The sequence below is a fragment of the Enterococcus casseliflavus genome, from assembly GCF_029215545.1.
Taxonomy (GTDB): Bacteria; Bacillota; Bacilli; order Lactobacillales; family Enterococcaceae; genus Enterococcus_D; species Enterococcus_D casseliflavus.
The window spans coordinates 495,771-516,143 of sequence record NZ_CP119393.1 but is presented as its reverse complement, the minus strand read 5'-3'; the positions used below and the strand labels follow the sequence as shown (position 1 = coordinate 516,143).

General features: G+C 44.0%; 15 protein-coding genes. 5 read left to right on the top strand and 10 right to left on the bottom strand.

From position 1 onward, the window contains the following. Positions 1 to 361: 361 nt before the first annotated feature. A complete protein-coding gene (rpsO, locus tag P0G38_RS02500) occupies positions 362 to 631 on the bottom strand; it encodes a 30S ribosomal protein S15 (RefSeq protein ID WP_005228072.1) in 270 nt (89 codons plus the stop codon). Positions 632 to 847: 216 nt separating this feature from the next. Here rpsO and P0G38_RS02495 point away from each other — a divergent pair, with 216 nt between their 5' ends. After that, positions 848 to 1,708 carry a MurR/RpiR family transcriptional regulator gene (locus P0G38_RS02495; protein WP_005228070.1) on the top strand — a complete coding sequence of 287 codons (861 nt, stop codon included), beginning with the start codon at positions 848 to 850 and terminating at the stop codon, positions 1,706 to 1,708. Positions 1,709 to 1,780: 72 nt separating this feature from the next. On the opposite strand, the gene P0G38_RS02490 is transcribed toward P0G38_RS02495, so the two are convergent. From P0G38_RS02490 to P0G38_RS02460, 7 genes are all read right to left on the bottom strand, one after another. Further along, on the bottom strand, positions 1,781 to 3,166 hold the full coding sequence (locus P0G38_RS02490; RefSeq protein ID WP_275853977.1) for a glycoside hydrolase family 1 protein: 1,386 nt from the start codon (positions 3,164 to 3,166) through the stop codon (positions 1,781 to 1,783). Then, positions 3,163 to 5,406 carry a glycoside hydrolase family 3 N-terminal domain-containing protein gene (locus P0G38_RS02485; RefSeq protein WP_275853976.1) on the bottom strand — a complete coding sequence of 748 codons (2,244 nt, stop codon included), beginning with the start codon at positions 5,404 to 5,406 and terminating at the stop codon, positions 3,163 to 3,165. The genes P0G38_RS02490 and P0G38_RS02485 overlap by 4 nt, the downstream gene beginning before the upstream one ends. 18 nt (positions 5,407 to 5,424) lie before the next feature. Further along, on the bottom strand, positions 5,425 to 8,472 hold the full coding sequence (locus tag P0G38_RS02480; RefSeq protein WP_275853975.1) for an alpha-mannosidase: 3,048 nt from the start codon (positions 8,470 to 8,472) through the stop codon (positions 5,425 to 5,427). A gap of 84 nt (positions 8,473 to 8,556) precedes the next feature. Then, positions 8,557 to 10,209, bottom strand: a complete 1,653-nt coding sequence (locus P0G38_RS02475; protein WP_015510400.1) for an extracellular solute-binding protein — start codon at positions 10,207 to 10,209, stop codon at positions 8,557 to 8,559. A 21-nt stretch (positions 10,210 to 10,230) separates the two neighbouring features. After that, positions 10,231 to 11,145 carry a carbohydrate ABC transporter permease gene (locus P0G38_RS02470; protein ID WP_275853974.1) on the bottom strand — a complete coding sequence of 305 codons (915 nt, stop codon included), beginning with the start codon at positions 11,143 to 11,145 and terminating at the stop codon, positions 10,231 to 10,233. 15 nt (positions 11,146 to 11,160) lie between these two features. Next, entirely contained in the window at positions 11,161 to 12,114 is a 954-nt protein-coding gene (locus tag P0G38_RS02465) for an ABC transporter permease (RefSeq protein WP_005228058.1), read from the bottom strand. A gap of 55 nt (positions 12,115 to 12,169) precedes the next feature. Next, entirely contained in the window at positions 12,170 to 13,528 is a 1,359-nt protein-coding gene (locus P0G38_RS02460; protein ID WP_074536704.1) for an alpha-L-fucosidase, read from the bottom strand. A gap of 300 nt (positions 13,529 to 13,828) precedes the next feature. Between P0G38_RS02460 and P0G38_RS02455 the strand changes: the two genes are divergently transcribed. From P0G38_RS02455 to P0G38_RS02440, 4 genes are read left to right on the top strand one after another with little or no spacing between them, the layout of a single operon-like run. Then, on the top strand, positions 13,829 to 14,461 hold the full coding sequence (locus P0G38_RS02455) for a DUF624 domain-containing protein (protein ID WP_015510403.1): 633 nt from the start codon (positions 13,829 to 13,831) through the stop codon (positions 14,459 to 14,461). Further along, complete coding sequence (locus tag P0G38_RS02450; RefSeq protein ID WP_194193460.1) at positions 14,461 to 16,332, top strand: beta-N-acetylhexosaminidase; 1,872 nt, start codon at positions 14,461 to 14,463, stop codon at positions 16,330 to 16,332. Before P0G38_RS02455 ends, P0G38_RS02450 begins: the two co-directional genes overlap by 1 nt. 18 nt (positions 16,333 to 16,350) lie before the next feature. Further along, positions 16,351 to 16,848, top strand: a complete 498-nt coding sequence (locus P0G38_RS02445) for a hypothetical protein (RefSeq protein WP_015510405.1) — start codon at positions 16,351 to 16,353, stop codon at positions 16,846 to 16,848. A gap of 25 nt (positions 16,849 to 16,873) precedes the next feature. Next, complete coding sequence (locus tag P0G38_RS02440; RefSeq protein WP_074536702.1) at positions 16,874 to 18,178, top strand: alpha-L-fucosidase; 1,305 nt, start codon at positions 16,874 to 16,876, stop codon at positions 18,176 to 18,178. Between the two features lie 239 nt (positions 18,179 to 18,417). Here P0G38_RS02440 and P0G38_RS02435 read toward each other — a convergent pair whose 3' ends face one another. Together P0G38_RS02435 and P0G38_RS02430 are read right to left on the bottom strand one after the other, a co-directional pair. Next, positions 18,418 to 18,918, bottom strand: a complete 501-nt coding sequence (locus P0G38_RS02435; RefSeq protein WP_275853973.1) for a GNAT family N-acetyltransferase — start codon at positions 18,916 to 18,918, stop codon at positions 18,418 to 18,420. Between the two features lie 150 nt (positions 18,919 to 19,068). Then, a complete protein-coding gene (locus tag P0G38_RS02430) occupies positions 19,069 to 20,370 on the bottom strand; it encodes a family 20 glycosylhydrolase (protein WP_074536700.1) in 1,302 nt (433 codons plus the stop codon). Positions 20,371 to 20,373 lie beyond the last annotated feature (3 nt).

The window sequence follows — 20,373 nt, the reverse complement described above, 5'->3', positions numbered from 1 at the left end:
CCAAAATTCTTTTTGGCTGCGCTTTTTGATTCACCAGTCAAAAGGCCGCTATTTTGGTGTTTCACTTTTTAGATGGCTCGAGCTTACCTGTCAGACTGCATCAGCTGTTTTAGCCGACAATGCAGTCGCAGTGATTCCACTGCTTGGTCACTACGCTCGCTGCTCTCGCCTAGTACTATTCATCATCTGCTCTGTGCGGCTTGCGCCGCCCAGTCGCAGTGATTCCACTGCTTGGTCACTACGCTCGTTGCTCTCGCCTAGTACTATTCATCATCTGCTCTGTGCGGCTTGCGCCGCCCAGTCGCAGTGATTCATAGCAAAAAAGTGAGATTCGGGTTGAACCTCACTTTTCTTTGTTTGATTAACGACGTAATCCTAAAGCTTGGATTAATTCGCGGTAACGTTGTACGTCTTTTTGACGTAGGTAAGCTAATAAGTTACGACGATGTCCAACTTTTTTCATCAACCCACGGTATGAATGGTGGTCTTTTTTGTGCATACGTGCATGTTCGTTCAAATGGTTGATTTCTTCTGTTAAAACAGCGATTTGAACTTCTGGAGAACCAGTATCTCCTTCATGACGTGCAAATTTGTTGATGATTTCGTTTTTGCGTTCTTTTGAAATTGCCATGTTTTTCACCTCTTTTTCTTTTTCCCCTGCGACTGAGTAAAACGTTGGTGATTCGTTAAACCAAGTAACAGGTACTGTGCTTTTCACACGTAATTACTTTACTTGATTCTAAGTAAAAAAGCAAGTTTATCTACCTATTCTTTTCGTTTCTTTTGAAAGCTCCTCCAAAACTTATGTTATACTTAGGATACTACTCTATCTAAAGGAAGTGTAAGGATGAGCGTTCTTTCCCGAATCGAGAGCATGAAAAATGAATTATCGCTTTCTGAGAAGAAACTCTTCGCATTCATGGAGGCCAATCCTGAAAAAGTGCCGTCGATGACTGCGAGTCAATTAGCAGAAGCCACTGGGATCAGTGCACCAACCGTTGTACGTTTTGCGAAAAAAACCGGCTTTGCTAGTTTGACAGATTTAAAAATACAATTATCTGCCGAATCCGGCTTGCGCCACAATGCCAATGAGCATTTAGGCTATGCCGATGTTGAATTAAACGAGCCCTTTCATGCCATCACCTCAAAATTGAGCCACAATGCCCAGGTGACCATGAATGAGACGGCCCAATTATTAGAAGAACAGCTGATGTTGGCTGCCGCTGAACTGATCGCGACTCGTGAACGCATTTTTGTCTGCGGAATCGGTGCTTCCTCATTGATCGCACAAGATATCCAGCAAAAATGGACTCGTTTAGGCAAGATCGTCGTGTTTGAAAATGACTACAATCTCTTGTTGCCGCAACTTGTCAAAAACGAGAAAAAAAGTCTGGTCTGGGTCATTTCCAACAGTGGACACACGCCTGAGATGGTTCACTTAGCCGAAATCGCTAAAAATCTTGGCGTTCCGATCCTGTCACTCACCCGCTTTGGCAGCAACCCGTTGACGAAGTTGGCGGATGTTCCCCTGCAAGTGTCCCGTTCCAAAGAAGCCAACCAGCGGAGTGCCGCTACCAATTCAATCATCGCCCACCTATTGGCGGTCGATGTCCTTTTCTATGTCTTTTTAAGTAAAAATGAAAAGCTGGCACGAAATATCTATGCGTCACGCCAAGCCATCGCTGATTTTCGTGAGAAGTATTTGTAAAATGTTCATACCCAAAAGAAATCCGCAGGAATATGTTCCTGCGGTATTTTTGCTTCTAATCGGACACTTTGATCAATCAATGGCATTTCTAGCAGCTACTTCTGCCAACCAAAAACTGGACGCTTTAGGATAACGCTCGAAGTTATTCTTCAAATCTACTCGATAAAAACCATAGCGGTTTTTATAAGCGTTCAACCAGCTCCAGCAATCCATAAAGGTCCACATATGGTAGCCGAAACAAGGTGACCCATCTTCGATCGCGCGATGCAGCTGACACAAATGGTCTTCAACAAAGGTAATCCGATACGTATCATTGACTTGCCCCGTGGCATCCATGAACCGTTCTTCCTCTGACACCCCCATGCCATTTTCGGAAATAAACCATGGCATGTTTTGATAGTCATTCTTCAGACGCATCGCAATATCGTAGATCCCTTCTGGATAGATTTCCCAGCCACGATGAGGATTGATTTTTTTCTCTGGCCAATCGTACCCACGAAACAACTGACGCGGCTCAAAGAGATTGGATGCTCCATTCTGCGGAAGGGGCGCTTGGATCCGCAACGGTTGATAATAATTGCAACCGATAAAATCTACGGTATTTTCACGAAAAATTTCCGCATCTGCTGCCTCATATTCAGGGGTCAATTGATGCTCCTTGAACAAGCTCGTTAGTTTTTCAGGAAATTGTCCATAAACGACACAGTCCAAAAAACTGCGAATATACAAGAGGTCCGCCCATTCAGCGGCTTCTCGATCAGCCGCTTCTTGGCTTTTTGGATAAACAGGTGACAAATTCAAGATGATACAGATTTCTCCATCAGGAAGTGCGAGTTTACGAAACTCAGCAACCGCCTTCGCATGAGCTAGCAAAGTATGATAACCCACTTGGATCGCCCGCTTGAAATCACGCACTTGCGGCCAATGAGCATCTCCGTAATACCCACATTCAATATGCACCAATGGTTCATTAAAGGTCGCCCATTTTTTCACTAAATCGCCGAATTGTTCAAAAGCAGTTTTTGCATAAAATGCAAAATGGTCAACGGATTCCCTGGCTTCCCAGCCTCCTTTCTCCATCAGCCACCAAGGCATGTCAAAATGAAACAAATTAATGATCGGTTCGATGCCTTGATCCAGCATTTCCTGAAAATATGCCCGATAAAACTTTACTGCCGTCTGATTCAATGTTTTTCCGTCTGGTAATAAGCGGGTCCATGCAATCGATGTCCGATAGGAATTTAAGTTCATGGCCTTCATGTTTGCCACGTCTTCACGGTATTGATAGTAGGTATTTGAAGTGTCGCTTGGTCCGACACCATCGTAAAAGCGTGACGGCTCTAACTCAAACCATTTGTCCCATGTAGAGGGACTTTTGCCGTCAACAGCCGCAGCCCCCTCGGTTTGCGGTGCTGACGCGGCCGCTCCCCATAAAAAGTTTTTTGGAAAGTGAATCATTCTTTTGCTCCTTTCTGAGTTACCTGCCACGTACGGTCAGGGTTGGATCGTTGAAATAAAAATCGATACTGCTGACCTGCTGTTTCGACTTCCAGACAAAACGATGCAGTATCTTTCAAAGAAATTGCCAGCTGCTGCAATGATGCTTCATCGATCACGAGTTGAAAAGCTACTTGCCCTTGATTAGGCACCCATACTTTTTGAAAGCCACACAGGACTTTTTTCCTCGGCACATATGCTTTCGTGTACTCTTTTAGATAACATTGAATGACTTCTTTGCCAGAAACTGCAGAATGATTTTCGAGTGTGCCGCTAACGATAATGCCTTCACCTGCATATTCAGCCGAAACCGCGCTGCAAGTAAAAGAGGCATAACTAAGACCATAACCAAAAGAATATACTGGTGTGCCGTTTTGATCGAGGTAGTCTTTTTGAAACGCTGTGTTGCGATAATTATAACAGACTGGCAGCTGTCCAACCGTATCAGGAATAGAAACTGCTAATTTCCCACTAGGAACCGTTTCGCCAAAAAGAATCCGAGCAATCGCTTCCCCTCCATATTGGCCGGGATAGCCAGCGTAAAGCAGTCCATCGAATACTTCTTTCAAAGGGGCTAAGCAATGCGGTCGACCAGAAATCACGATCCCAATCAGCGGCTTTTTCCTCTTCTTCAACGCAAACAGTAAATCCAACTGGCATTGCGGCAAATCGAGGGTAGCTAAGTCGATGTTTTCTCCGCTGGTCATTTCCTGAGATCCCCTTAAGGCGGCGCCGTTCTTGTCAAAATCCGTTGTGAAATCACGGGCACTGGAGCCACCAATCGTCACTAAGATGACATCAGCGTCTTCTGCGATCTGACAAGCCCGCCGTCGTTGCGCCGTTGTTCCATTGGCGATTTCGCAGCCTTTTTCGTAGGCGAAATCCACTTGATGCGTATTTAATTTGGTCAACCCTTCCCAAAGAGTCATACACATTGCTTCCTCCTTAAATGGGGTATAATCCCCCAGCTGATGATACAGCTGTTTAACGTGAGGACCAATGACAGCAATTTTTTGTCGCGTTTTCTTCAAAGGCAAAATGCCATTGTTTTCTAGTAAGACGACGGATTCTTCTGCTAATTTTAAGGAAGCTTGTCGGGCCTTTTCTTGGTCTGGCAATGAAACGTGGGGCGTTGCTTCTTTAAACAAGCCAAGTTTTTCTTTCAAAAGAAGCACACGCCGGACCGCCTCGTCGATAACCGTTTCCGCAATCAATCCGTCAAGGACAGCTTCTTCCAATACAGGGAAAACTTCGTCCCATAAACTAACATCTACACCGCTGGTCAAGGATTTGGCGGCTGCTTGCGAGCGACTTCCCAGCCAGTCAGCAATCCGATCCAACCCACACCCATCAGCCATAACGATTCCCGCAAAGCCACTTTCTTCTCTTAAAACCTCTTGCAGCAAATACGTATTGGCATGGCAAGGAACGCCATCTAGATCATTGTATGCAGCCATACACCCCAAAGCCCCAGCAGCAATCCCCGCTTTCATTGGTGGCAGATGAATTTCACGGAATTCCCGATCACCGATCGCCACTGGTCCTGCATTGTGCCCCCCCATTCCTGCACCTTGGGCAGCAAAATGCTTCAACACCGCTAAAACGTTCTGTTTTTCTATCGTTGTTTTTGATCCTTGCAATCCTCTGACGGCCGCTTTGGTAAAGCTGCTGGTTAAAAATGGATCTTCACTGAAACATTCTTCAGTTCGTCCCCAACGCGGATCTCTAGCAATGTCCAATGCGGAAACTAAGCCGACATGGGCCCCTTTTGCTCGAATCTCTTGAGCAGTGATAGTTTGGGCCGCTTGATACAGGTCGGGATTCCAACTAGAACCGACACTAAAATTGACCGGAAATGTCGTGGCTTCCAAACCTTGGTGCCCGTGGGGACACTCTTCACTGAGAAAGGCTGGAATCCCCAACCGAGTGTGCTCCTGCAAATAAGTTTGAATCATAAGGGATAGCTCATAGGACTCCGCGGTCGTCAGGCCAGTTTGCTGATTTCTCCCTGACCAAGGATCAGCCCGAAACACGCCGTAGATCCAGCCAAGACTGCCAAAACGAGCTACTTCTTTTTTAAAGGTTTCAGTCAACATAATTTTTCCGTTAGTTTTTTCATAGACTTCCCAACCATACAGACGCTGATTCAGCTGGCCGATTTTTTCTTTCAACGTCATTTGCCGTAAAAGTGTCTCAATCATATGCTTCTCCATTTCTATTTAGTCTTCTAAATAAAGCATGATGGTCTGGATTTCAAATGGCTGGAAATGGATTGTGATGCTTTGGGCATCCAGCGGCTCGATCGGCAGTTCAGCGACGGTTTCTTCCAAAAGATTCGTTAAAACCGCTTTTTTGATTCTTTTTTGGCAACGCAATTGACAGGCGGTTGTTTGATTGTGATATTCATACAACCGCACGATCAGTGCCTCTTCATCTTCGGCTTTTTTCACCGTATCCAGCAAGACATTCTTTTGATCGACTGCTAGAAAAGCTTCTGCTGATAGTTGCGGCACACCTGGAACGGTTAGAACGGGAACATTCAATGCCAAAGCTTCTTCCATCGTTTGCGCGTCTTGCCAAGTCCCTTCGTGGGCGTACAAGGAGTAGGTAAACTCATGAAAGCCTTGATCCGCTTCTGGATACGGATCGATCGGCGATTTGATCAAAGAAAGCCCGATCTTTTGATAATCCGTATTGAACCCATATTTCGAATCTGTCAAAATACTAACCCCATAATTTCCTTCTGAGAGATCAACCCATTTTTGACCACAGCTCTCAAAACGCGCTTGGTCCCATGTCGTATTTTGATGCACAGGTCGTTTTACCTGCCCAAACTGAATATCAAATGTCGCTTCCAATGTGTTGACATCAATCGGCAGCAATGCCTTCAGCAGCAATTGATGTTGCTGCCAATCAACCGCTGTTTCAAAATCGATTCTTCCGGTGCCATGATAAAAATGTAGCCATTGGGTAATAAAAGAATCTTCAAACTGACGTTTGATTTTCAAGGTATCACGAATCTCACCTTGCTCAACGACCTCAGCTGAGAGAACTTGCTTCACAGGATAAGGCTTCTTCTGGTAATAAATATCAATATCCCACGCATCATAATCCATCGGCAGATCTTCATAAGCCACTAACTGATTCAACCGCTCGCCTTTTGGTACGATCTCTCGTTGATGCCGTTTGTCAATTAAAGAGATGATGTCAAAGTGTTCGTCAAAAATCACTTTAAAATCCGCCGTTTCAAACGATTCCTCCAGCCGCATTGCCACTTGCTTTGATTGAGGCACAGCTGAGACAGGGGTCAATGTTTTGCAGCTCAAGCCAGCCATGGCAGGAATTTTGACTAATAGCCGGTCATCATGGGTCCGCTGAGTCGAGTAAGCTTCTTTGACCCCTGTCTGATCGTCTAAATAGACCAGACCCGTCCGCTCTTGCCCTAGCGGATTAAAGACATGGCAAGTAGTAGCTTTGGGTGCTTGTGTTTCTGGAAGCAAAGCGTGGATCAGTTCGCAGCCTTTATCAAAGAGCTGCCGATACTCTTGATCCGTCTGATCATAGACTTCTTTGATCGAGCTTCCCGGCAGAATATCGTGGAATTGATTGAACAGCAGCTGTTTCCAAAGTTGTTCTAATTCAGCTTGTGGATAGCGATTCATCCCACAGATACTATAAAGTTTTTCGATCGTCTGTAAGAAGAATTCTCCTTGACGATTGGCCTTTTTGTTTTTTCCGATGGAAGTCAGGGTCCCACGATGGTATTCAAAGTACAATTCGCCGTACCAGACCGGTCCTGGTTTTTCAGCAAAAGAATTTGCCAGTCGATCAAAAAAGCCCCCCACATGATTGCCAGTGATCGTCGGCATATCTGGCAATGTCTTTTGCAGCCGTTTTTGAACTTCCAACATCTCTTTCGTCGGGCCTCCGCCACCGTCACCATACCCATAGGCAATCAAAATTTCGTCGTGCTGATCTTTTTGCTGATAACGTTCAAAACTCCCCTTGATCGTATAAGGATCTAGCAATCCATTATACGTCGTATAATAATCTCTTGGACTGTATCCTTCACTGATGGTTGTAATAAAATGCGTCAAAACGCGGCTTCCATCAATTCCTTGCCAATAGAAGGAATCATAAGGAATTTGATTAAACTGGTTCCATGACAGCTTCGTCGTCATAAAGTATGGCGTATTTGTTTTGCGTAAAATTTGCGGCAAGGCGGCTGAATAACCGAAGACATCCGGTAGCCATAAGATGCGGCTATCGACTTGAAATTCCTCTTTCATAAACCGTTTGCCATAAAGGATCTGACGAACCAGTGATTCTCCTGAAGTCAAATTGCAATCGGCTTCCACCCACATCGCCCCGTCAACTTCCCATCTTCCTTCTCGAACTTTTTCTTTGATTGCAGCGTAAAGTTCAGGATAATGGGTTTTCATGGAGAGATACAGTTGTGGTTGGCTTTGAAAAAACGTGTAATCTGGATACTCCTCCATCAATTTCAAGACCGTCTGGAAACTGCGCTCGCCTTTTTCAATTGCTTGCTGCGCCGTCCAAAGCCACGCCAGATCGATGTGGGTATGGCCGACAGCCGTCACCTTTTGTTTTGGTGTATGCGCTGGTAAGTAACACGATGAAAGCAGCTGCTTTGCTTTTGTGAGACTTTCATAGAATGCCGTTGAGTAGGGGGTACGAAAATCCAAGACATTGGCGACTTGACCAAGGACTTGTTGATAAAATGCTTCGTCACCGCCAAACGCACGAATGGCACGCCAACTATCAAACAGCGTATAAAAATCATACCAGACATCATTAACTGCAGGATCCAACGCCAATAAATTGACCTGCAGCGGGAATGGTTTGTCAGATCGGCCGGAGAACAAATCGATCTTCAGTTTGACTTCTTTTTGTAGAAATTGTTTTGTCAATGTAATTTCTCGATGATTGACATCGATGGCTTGGACATAGGTATCGTCCAAATAGATTTTTATTTGGGGATTGGTGGTGTTGTCCCACTCTGAAAGGCTTGAGTACACTTGCAGGACACAAAGATTTTCCACCCAGTCAGCGGGAACTTGAAGGCTACCTTGCAATTGGTAATAGGAATTTTTTTCTCCAAAATAGGTCCCTTGCTCATACGGTACCCAAGTCTCTCGTTTTAAAAAAAGTGGGGCTACCGGTTGCTGATGGCGTACGCGGTATTGTTTTAATTTGTATAAAATTTTTCGAATGCGTTCAAACTCATAAGGCTGCATAACTCTCATTTTTCTTTGGACTCCTCTAGCAGATTTTTGAAAAAAACGGGTTGAGATTGATCATCTCGGCCCGTTTTCCACTTATCACTTTATTTAGTTTGCTTTCCAACGGTCATAAGCCGCTTGGTAGACTTCGACGTATTCGTCAATGCCCATTGCTTCGATCGTTTTCACATAGTCGTCCCAATTATCTAACGGTTCGACACCTGTGATAAACTTGGCTTCCATTTGTTCTACATAAGTTGTCAAATCAGTGGCAGTTGCTGCTACCTTATCGTTTTCTTCAATCGTTAAATACAGTAGCGGAAATGGTACTTCAGCGATGTCTTCCATCTTCTCAGCTGTTTCTTTGGCAACCCAATCGTTGAAACGAGTATCCGGTTCTTCATTCGCCGTTTTACGGATATGGTATTCGCCGGTTGTATCGATAACAAGGTTTGGCGTTGTCAATCCGTATGCTGGTGTGATCTTGCCACGTTCGTCTTCGGTATTGTTAGTATCGATACCGTCTGCATAGACACGAACTTTTTCACCGTCCGCATTTTCTTGGTACTCCCATAAAAACCCTTCTGGTCCTTGTTCGATATATTTTGAGCCTTCTTCTGAATAGAAGTAATCCACCCAGCGCATAGAAGCTTCTGGAGAAGGATTGACATTGGTCAAAGCAAAGGTCCCTCGTGAAATTCTTGGACTACCGGGAATCTTAGCTTCTGGAGCCCATTCAGAAGTCACTGGTTGGAACATTGGATCGTTCATAGCCTCTTCCTCACTGCGACCAGTAGTAAAGAAGCTGAAATAGTCGGCAAAAAGCCCAAGTTGATTGTTTTCACCCTTCGCTTTTTTCTGTTCATCTGACTGTCCATAAACTTCTTTATCCAGCAAGCCTTCATCGTACAATGTATTCATATATTCCAAGAATGCTTTGTAGTTTTCTGAAGTCGGTGTGTAGGAGACCACATCATCATCCACTTGGATGCCGCGGGTCCGTAAGCCAAAGGCAGCCATCAACCAAACTCTTGTCGAGTTCATATCAACATCCGTCAATGGGATCTCGTCTGCTTGACCATTGCCGTTAGGGTCTTCGTTTTTAAAACGTGTCAGAAGCTCTTGCAATTCGTCTGTGGTTTTTGGCAGTTCAGATACACCTAAATTATCGAGCCACGTGCCGTTGTACCACATCGGACCTTGCCACCAAATCGATGTCGCATTCCGTGAGATCATCGGCAGAGAGTAGATGTGCCCATCCGGCGTTGTGATCGACTTCAAGATTGAGGGATCTTCTTGCGTCAGTGCATACAGGTTTGGCATGATTTCCGGCGTGATATACTCCTCTAAGGGAAGCAAGATCCCTTGTGAACCGTAATCGATCTCCATCGAAGCAGTCAATGCTTGCGAACCAGCACCGTAAACGATATCCGGTAAATCTCCAGAAGCAAAGGCTAAGTTCAGTTTCGTACTAAAGTCAGCGGATGGCGGTGTCGTATAGGTCAGTTTGATGCCAGTTTTTTCCTGATAATCCTGTAATGTCGGCATGTCTTCCCATTCCGCCAACCCTACACCAGGTGCCATGATATTCAGTGTCAGTTCTTCCCCTTCTTTGATGATCGGAAACTGACTGTCATGATTGATGGCCACTTCTTTCTTTTCCCCAGTACCTTCATCTGAAGAATTACCGCACGCACCTAAGACGAGCATACTGCACAAAGCAACACCTGCTATTCCTAAAAGTTTCTTTTTTACTCTCATTTTCTTCCTCCTTTAAGTTTTTTATCCTTTAATTGAACCAACCATCATGCCCTTGACAAAATACTTTTGTAAGAACGGATAGACGATAATTACCGGTAATGAAGAAACGATCATGACACCGTACTTGATGACTTGAGCAAGTTGTTGTTTGCTATATAGCATATTCGCCATTTCTGAAGTCACATTATTGACGGTATTTGATGACATATCTTGAAGAATCAATATTTCTCTTAAAATCATTTGTAACGGATACATTGATCGATCAGAAAGATAGATCAATGCGCTAAAAAAGCTGTTCCAATGTCCGACGCCATAGAACAAAGCCATTACCGCAATGATCGGCGTTGATAGTGGTAAAACGATCTGCATGAATAGCCGAAAATCAGAACAACCATCCACAATTGCTGCTTCTTCCATCTCCCGTGGAATCGTGGATTGAAAAAATGTTCGCGTGACAACAACATTGTAAACCGAGACGGCTCCTGGAATCACTAGTGCCCAGACAGTATTCAGCATGCCTAAGCTGCGAATCAACAAGTAGCTGGGAATCAAGCCACCGGACAAGAACATGGTGACCAGTATAAAATTAGTGAAGGCGCGTCGCCCATAAAAATCCTCTCGTGATAAGGCGTAGGCGCAAGGTAAGGTCACTAAGAGATTGATCGATGTCCCTAAAACCGTATAATAAATCGTGTTCAAATAGCCACGCCAGATACTGCTATTGCCTAGTAGTGTTCGATAGCCTTCAAAGGTGATCCCTTTTGGCAAAAGCCACATTTCACCAGAGTTTACCAGATGCGGATTTGAGATTGAAGCACTGATGATATAAATCAGTGGATACAAAACGATCAGCAAAGAAATTGCTAAAAACACATAAACAAAGATCAAAAAGATTTTATCAGCACGGGTATCTTTTATTAAAGACGTTGTTTTCACTTTTGGTCCTCCCTTCTACAATAAACTAGAGTTGCTTAAACGTTTGGCGATATGATTGACTACGATCAACAAGACTGAATTGATCAATGAGTTAAATAAGCCGACTGCCGCAGCAAAACTGTACTGCGCATCTAACAGCCCTTGCTGGTAAACAAAGGTCGCAATCACATTCGAGGATTGCATATTCAAAGGATTCTGCATCAAGATGATTTTTTCAAACCCAACTGACATCAAGCTGCCGAAGCTCATGATCAATAAGATCACCATCGTGGGCATGATCGTTGGAATATTGATATACCAAACGCGTTGCAGACGAGAAGCGCCATCGATCGTTGCCGCTTCGTGCAGTTGCGTATCAACTCCAGATAGGGCTGCCAGATAAATCACAGACCCCCATCCCGTTCCTTGCCAAACGCCCGACAGTACATAAATCGTTTTAAACCAGCGGGGATTGGTCATAAAGCTGATCCGCTCGAAACCCAAAAATTCTAATAGGTGATTGATGATCCCTGTTGAGGGAGATAAAAAAGCAATGACCATACCAACCATGACCACCACAGCAATAAAGTTTGGAGCATACGTGACTGTTTGGGTAATTTTTTTAAACGGGCCGTCTTTGATCTCATTCAAAGCCAATGCCAGGATGATCGGCAGCGGAAAACCGACAACCAATGAATAGATACTGATTCCTAAAGTATTTTTGATGAGTTCCCAAAAATAATAGGAATCGAAGAAACGTTGAAAATGTTTAAACCCAACCCAAGGACTGCCCATAATCCCTAATGAAGGCATATAATCCTTGAATGCAATAATGATTCCATACATCGGTCCATACGAGAAAATCAAAATAATCAAAAACGCTGGCAACACAAACAAGTACAATTGCCGATTTTTCTTGATCTTCATTTTTATATCTTGTTTCTTTGTTTTAGGTACTGAAACGGTTTGTCTGATTGGCGCTGTTTCCATTCTTCCTCCTCCTTGCTTGGTGTTAGCCTTATCATGAATTGTATTCGCTTTCAAATCAATGTGTATTTTTTTCCCTATGTGTCGAAACGCGAATCCCAACTGCCCCAACGTTCGGGTGACTGATATCCGACCATAAGAGATACGGTTCATCCGCATTTTTATAGACTGGTAACGGTTTTTTAGTGGCTAGATCAATTAGCTCGTCTTCTTCAGTTGCTCCGATCTCTGTTAAAGGAATCTGTTCGCAAGCGACTGCAGCGATACTGCGAAATGCAAAATGAGCCTTGCCGTCTTTTTGATAGGTCAAATACCATTCATTTTTCCAAGCTGTTGGTCTTGCCCGCGTTTCATAGATGCCTTCACCATATAGCGCCAACCAATGGCCGATTTCTTCTAAGCGTTGGGTCTCTTCGAATGTAAATTCGCCATCAGGTGTTGGTCCGACGCCTAAAATCAAATTCCCCCCTTTACTGACTACATCAATCAAGGTTTCCAGCAGTTCTTGGCTGCTCTTAAAAGTATCATTCGGCACATAGCCCCAATCATTTCCAATCGGGATATTGCTTTCCCAAACTTTTTTAGGAATTTCTGCTAATGCAGGAATTTTGCGTTCTGGTGTCACATAATTTTCATGACGGCCCCCCATCATCCGATCAACGATGATCAATTCCGGCTGTTTCTCACGCGCAATCTCAGCTAAACGATCCATTTGTAGGTCTTCTTTGCCTTGTCCGCACCAACCGGCATCTAACCAAAGAAAATCGACTTTTCCGTAATTGGAGGTAATCTCCGCAATCTGGCGATGCACAAACGACACATAGCGTGCCCAAATTTCTGGATGAAGATGGGTATCGTAACTGGCATGACGGCCTTTGACGGTATCATCATCCAACCAGTAAAAAGGAGAATACCAGTCAGCTTTAGAATAATAGGCTCCTGTGGCGATCCCTGCTTCTCGAAATGCCGTAAACACTTCTTGCAATATGTCGCGTTTAAAGGGACTTAATTTCCCGCCGATTTTAAACTCTGATTCCATTGTATTGAACATCGAAAACCCATCATGATGCTTTGTTGTGAATAAACAGTACTTAAACCCTGCATCCTTACAGATTTTTGCCCATTTGCGGGTATCCAGCTTCTTCGGTTCAAACTGATTGATCAACTGCCAATAATCCAAACGCAGTGCTTCGATGGTTTCTCGATAAGGGTGGTTTTCTCTAGCCCATTCATCTTTTTCAGATAATTGCCAAGACTCAACGATCCCCGCTTCGGCATACAGCCCATAATGGAAGATTACTCCGAATTTCAAGTCTTGAAACCATTCCAGACGTTGCTTGAGCATTTCTGTTTCTGGGACTAGTTCTTCTTGAATGTTCCCTTTGGCTTCTTCAATATCACCGCGAATATTTGTCATTCATTTGCACTCCTTTCTTTGTTCTAAATGTAAGCGAAAAAAATGTCCTATAACAATATGTAAGTTTTTTCGCTATGTTAAAACGAACAACTTCGTCTATAAAAGGTGCAAGGAATAAAGCTTGATTTCGATGAACGTTTTTGGAGAAATGTAGCGTTTCAAATACATTTGCTGTGTTTTTCTTGTTTTCGATGTGTGATTTTTCCATTTACTCCCACTGGCTATATATCAATGATACGATTAGAACAACAAATAAAGCGGATACAACAAAACTTGTATCCGTAAGAAAGTGAGGGGCTTATGAAACAAACGAATGGTATTTATCATGTTTCCTATCAAGTCGGCGATTGGTTACTTCATTGCCTGAAGTTGCAGTTACTCTGGTTTTATTGGGTATTTCGATACGGGATATTTTTAGGTATTTTTCCTGCCACCGCTACGATTATCCAAGCTTTTTTCGATAGCTTCCAAAAAAAGGAACGACCAGCGTCTTTGAAGACTTGGTTCAAAACTATCGTGAAAAAAAATTTCCGTCGTGCCAATCAATTAGGCGCCATGCAAGCGGGTTTGTTGTTGTTCTTATGGTTGGAATTACGTATCTCTAGTACTTTTATCCAAAATAGCTTGATTCACTTTTTTTTGCTGCTGCTATTTATCAGTGCCCTTTTGATCAGCTTGTACCTTCTGCCGGTCTATTTGCGTTATGATTTGACGCTTCTTCACTATTTTAAACAAGCAATATTACTAATGGTTATCAGTGTTCCCCAAACAATTGCGATGATTTTGGGAATCTTAGTGACTACTATCATTTTGACTTTTTTGCCAATCTTATTAGTCATCGGCTTTGTTCCCTTTTTCCTATTCCCCAGTAGCTGGTTCTCTTTTCAAGCGATTCAGCGCTCGGAATCACTGATGAAAGAAGGACGCTCGTGATGAAGGACATTTTTATCCAAAGTAATGAAAACCTCGATGATTTTTTTAGTCACGCACTGCAAGAACTAGAATTGAGGGAAACGCCGAATGGTCATCCCTTGCGCTTGATTCATCGACCCGGTTCCCTGAAAATTTGCCACGGCCCACTAGAAACGATCATTTACTATCAAGAAAAAGCGCATTTGTTTCGGGCATTAACTTTATGGGTGCATGAAGATCGCCCAGTCTATGTCTTAGAAGAACAGCCGCATTTTGAAGCAATTGGACCAATGATCGATCTGTCCCGCAATGCGGTGATGACCGTCAAAAAGCTGGAACGGTTCATTTTATTAACAAGTAAGATGGGCCTCAATCGCCTCATGCTCTATATGGAAGATACTTATGAAATTCCTGAGTACCCTTATTTCGGACATTTGCGCGGTCGTTATACCCAAGTAGAATTAAAGGCTCTAGATACCTATGCCCAAGCCGTAGGAGTAACTTTGATTCCAGCGATTCAAACATTGGCACATTTGACGAATCCTTTAAAGTGGCAGTTCGCTGGAAATATTCGGGACACAGAAGATATTCTACTGGTGGGAGAAGAAGAAACGTATACTTTTTTGGAAGCAGCGATCCGTTCGATCCGTTCGTGTTTTGCAACTGATCAACTGCACATCGGTATGGATGAAGCACACCAATTGGGGAAAGGAAAGTATTTAGAAATACACGGGTTACAAGACCGGTTCACGATTATGGCCGCACACCTAAAGCAGGTAGCTGCGCTTTGTCGAAACATAGGTTTTGAGCCGATGATGTGGAGCGATATGTTTTTTAGAATCGGTGCGCCTACGGGTGATTACTACGATTCAGACGTGTGTTTTCCGACAGAATTATTTGCTGACCTTCCTGCGGTCAAAATGGTTTACTGGGATTATTATCATCATGATCATGCCTCTTATCAGCGAATGTTTGCGAAACACCGGGAATTAAAACAGCCGATCGTCTTTGCTGGAGGTATCTGGACGTGGAACGGTTTGGCGCCGAACTACGGCAAAAGTTTCGCCACTATGCGTCACGCCTTGCAAGCCGCCAAAGAAAACGATGTCCAAGAAGTCTATGCCACACTTTGGGGCGACGATGGAGCTGAAACACCAGTGATTGCTGCGCTACTAGGTTTGCAATATTTCAGTGAAGCGCAGTTTGGAAACGACCTTTCGTTAGAGAATTTAACTAAAAAATTTCAGCTTTTTCACCAGTCAATAGCCAACGACTTTTTACTGCTTGATCGCTTTGATCAAACTGCAGGTGTGCAAAAAAACAATCCTCACGGAGAAAACCCCAGCAAGCTGTTGCTCTACCAAGACTTGCTGTATGGCTTGTATCAAGAAAATTTAACTGATCTTTCTTTAGCATCCCACTATCAAACATTGGCTCAAGAGTTGGCTGCTGTGAAAGCAACACGGGACACACAAACGATGTTTGCCTTTTATCAGCAGCTGGCTGATGTTTTGGCACAAAAAGCCTGTATTACCAACCAGATCACCAGTGCCTATAAAAGCAAGGATCGCACCGGACTGCACCAAGCAGTAGATGCGCTCAGTGTCTATAAATCCGCCTTGCAATCCCTTTATGAAGCCCATCGTCAAGTCTGGTTTGACTGGAATCGACCTTTCGGTTTTGAAATTATCGATCTGCGATACGGCGCCTTGCTGATGCGCTGCGACACGACACTTTGGCGGCTTACTGCCTTCTTGGACGGGGAGCTCGATACGTTGGAAGAATTGACTCAACCGTCCTTACCAATGGTGACCCCTTTCAGCGGCAGTACTTCTGTGGGTCGCAATTTATTTCATGGAATCTATAGTGCGGGGAAAATTTCTGATGTTTAAAAGAAGGAGTGAGAACTTATGAAAACATCCTTGCTGCGCCGAACCGTCATCGTGAGTCTGCTGGCTATTGTTAGCCTATTCTTTCTCTATTTTCTAACAACCGGTTCTTCTGCTCCAGTTCATGCCCAACCTTCAGAAAAACTGGAGATGACAGGCAATATTACAAATCAAGCAGCGGCGGAGGCGTGTTTGGCAGTGCTGAAAGAAAATTTACAAGCAGCCTCTGACCAAGACGCGACAGCCTATGCCGCAACGCTAGTGGCAGCGGCACGAGCAGAGACGACCCAAGAATTAGCTGATTTTTTTGCAGAAGAACAGCTGCAGCACACGCTGCTTTCTTTTGAAGTTGTTAAACAAGAGACAGGATCCATGCTGGTCGCGGCTCAACAGAAAACGATCAGCCCAAAAGACTCTTCTTACCGTGACCACATCACAGAGGCTTACCATACCTTTGTCAAGGAAGCAGATGGCTGGAAAATTCAAGAAACAGTCATGACGAATACAGAATTTCTTTAAGTGATTGAAAAAGGAGTTATTTTTAATGAGAACGTATAAAAATTGGCCTGCCGACTACCCTGATCCAAACTGGTTCCTCCATGATCGGTTTGGCTTATTCATCCATTTCGGCCTATTCAGTATTGGCGCTCGACACGAATGGTTTATGACGACAGAAAAAATTGAACCCACCACCTATCGCGAGAACTATTTTTCTCAGTTTGATCCTGATCTTTTCAATGCAGAGGAATGGGCTCAAACCGCAAAGAAGGCCGGTTTTCAATACATGGTCTTCACGACGAAACATCATGAAGGCTTTGCCCTTTGGGATACCGCTCTCAGCGAATACAAAGTGACCAATACCCCCTTCAAGCGTGACCTCTTAGCAGAACTGCTGCCGGCATTTCGTAAGGTCGGCATTAAGATTGGGCTGTATCATTCGCTGATCGATTGGTATCATCCAGATTTCACGCTCGACGGCCTGCATCCGCAACGAGAGACTATTCAAGCCCGTCAGACGAATAACCAGCGTGACATGCGCCGCTATCAAGATTTTTTAGCTGGTCAAGTCACTGAACTACTGACTAACTATGGAACCATCGATTATATGTGGTTTGATTTTCCATATAGTCATCGAGATTGGGGATGGTCTAAAGGCAAAGGTGCCGCCGATTGGGATAGTAAGCGGATCGAAGAAATTTGTCGAAACCTGCAGCCGAACATGCTGCTGAATGACCGTCTGGATTTGGGCCGAGGGATTACCACCCCTGAGCAATTCCAACCAGACAAACCATTAGAAGCGGATGGATTGCCTTTGATATGGGAAGCGTGCCAAACGATGTACGAAACGTGGGGCTATGATCGTGATGCTCAGCACTGGAAATCCAGTGAAATGATGACCAAAATGCTGATTGACACAGTGGCAAAAGATGGGAACTTTCTTTTAAATATCGGCCCAAATGCTCGTGGAGAAATCAGCTTACCAACTCGCAGCCATTTAGAAGCCATCGGTTCATGGATGCATTATCATCAACAAGCGATTATCGGCTGTGGTGCCAGCTCTTTTCAACCGCCTATTGACAGTCGTTACACCCAAAACGGGAATAAACTTTACTTGCACCTCTTTTCTTATCCATACAAATCCTTGCATCTTCCAGGGCTTGCAGGACGCGTAAAGCATATCCGTTTCTTACATGATGGCTCCGAATTGTTTTACCGAGGATTTGATCCCGAGGAAGTGCTAACTTCAACGGAAGCCATCATCAACAAAGAGGACCTTGTTCTCAGCTTACCCGTCTGCCCACCAGATGTGTTGGTACCAGTGGTCGAGATCACTTTAAGAGAAATGTAAGCACCCGTTGCACTGTCCTAAATGAAGAATTTATTTATATAAAGACGTTGCCCTTACTTTCTTTACAAAAAAATGACTAGAAGCGGATCGCTTTTAGTCATTTTTTATGGCTATTTGTTCAAGAACTCCTACAAATTTGCCTATACGAAAGTAGCCAACCAGCTTGTTGAACAGGTGATGAGAACATCCAAACGAGTTGCGTGCTTAATCCATTCTTAACGGTACTTACCACAGGAGGTTCAAAGTTCCTTAGACAAATAAAGAACAAGATCGTCATTGTTGCAGCAAGGCGCATTCATCGCACAATTCTGATTATTGAACCAAACACCAGATCCATCTGGAATATAGCCTTGTTTTACATACAGTCTCTGGGCCGATCCATAACCATTATGCAGGCCTACCCCCAATGTCACCACGGCAGCTATTTCTCGTGCCTTTTCTTCGGCTGCTTTTAAAAGCTGACTGCCTACCCCTTGATTTTGATAGGATTCAAAAACATTAAAATCCACAATTTCTGGATACAAGCCTTTAAATGGTCCGTGCTTTGCTAGAGGGATCATGATCAAATACCCGGCAGTTTTGTTGTTTATTTTGGCAAGCAAAACGTATCTCTCCCCCGCTTCTTGCTCGTTTAAATAATCAATCAAGAGCTGCTTACGAGAAGGCCACCCTTGCTTTAAAAACATTTGATCCATTTCAAGGATATCTTTTCTCTTCAACGGTTGAATATCTATGATCACTTATTTGCTCCCTTTCTCCCCCTCACTCGGGGCTATGTTCATTCTATACAGTGTGTCGCTGGCATTGATTTGCCTTATCGTTAAACTTATTCATCATAAAAAATAATAGGGATTATCAGGGATTGCTGCTTCACCCAATTCCTCTAGCAATCAGCTGAATGTCGCTTCCCACCCATCATAGAGCTTTTGAACTGTCTCTTTTGGCCGATTGGGTTCATTATAAACTTTTTGGCTAATGGCCGCTTGGAGCCAAAAAATCGCTTGGATCACTTCACGACTGGTCTGGGCCTCAGGTACATCCGCCCAGACGGATAAAGCGATCGCCTGTGTTTGGGCAAGCTGTTCCTGTGCAACTTGTTGTCCATTGGCAAACGTCGTCAACTGGAATTCATTGCTGATTTTTTCGTAGGTTGGATAAGTATAGCCTGCCGCTTCTCCTAAGACATAATAGAAAAAATTATCATTGTGATTGATCATGGTATAGCCTTTTTCAAAAAAGACATCTGCCGGCGCCATATTCTGGTTCCACCGGGTCCAATAGGAGATTTGGCAATTCTCCGTCAACGTTGTCTGCTCTTGGCGATTCAAGCGGTAAAAACCATCATTCCAGACCCGCACAACAAAGCCGAGACTTTCAACAAAGGCCGTTAGCTCATTGACATAATCAATAAAAACTTCGATTCCGCTAGCTTTTTCCCCATAGCGCTCGCGGGCTGCTTCGATCATTTGCGGAAAGTTTTCTAAATGATCAAAATCAATAAACTCATCGGCACCAATATGAAAATAGGTGCTGTCTTCAAACAGTTGCGCATATTCCCGATAAACTTCCTGAATAAAAGCTACCGCTTCTGAATCCAAAATGTTCAGTGCTCGTTCATCACGCGTGCCATCAGCTGTCGGTAATTGCCACTCGGGCTTTTGAGCCAATACTTGCCGCAAATGACCAGGAGAATCAAAATCAGGGATAATGGCAATTGAATGGTTTTGAGCATACGCAATCAATTCACGAATTTCCTGCTTGGTCAAATATTCTTCCGAAACGATTTCTGGAAATTGCTGGGATTCAATCCGAAAGCCTTCGTTTTCCGAAAAATGAAGCTGCAGATGCGTAAATTGGAAGCAAGCCATACTGCGGACGATTGCTTTCAAATCAGTTAGAGAATAAAATTTGCGCCCGATATCGATCATCAGACAGCGTTCTTTAAGCGCTGCTAGATAGCTTTTCTGTGCTAATTGACCTGTCGCTTGATCTCGGCCATATTTGGTTAACGCGTAAAAGACGTGTTCTGGCGAGGACACACTGATTGTTTGGGTTTCAAATCGAAAATCAGCATCCAGCTGCGGATCGACCACTATTTGCGGGAGCGGTTCCTTCGCCGACTGCCAACCTATCTCCTCAAAAAAGACGGCAGCTCGTTGCTGAGCTTCTTTCAAATCAACTGGTTTATTCATCTC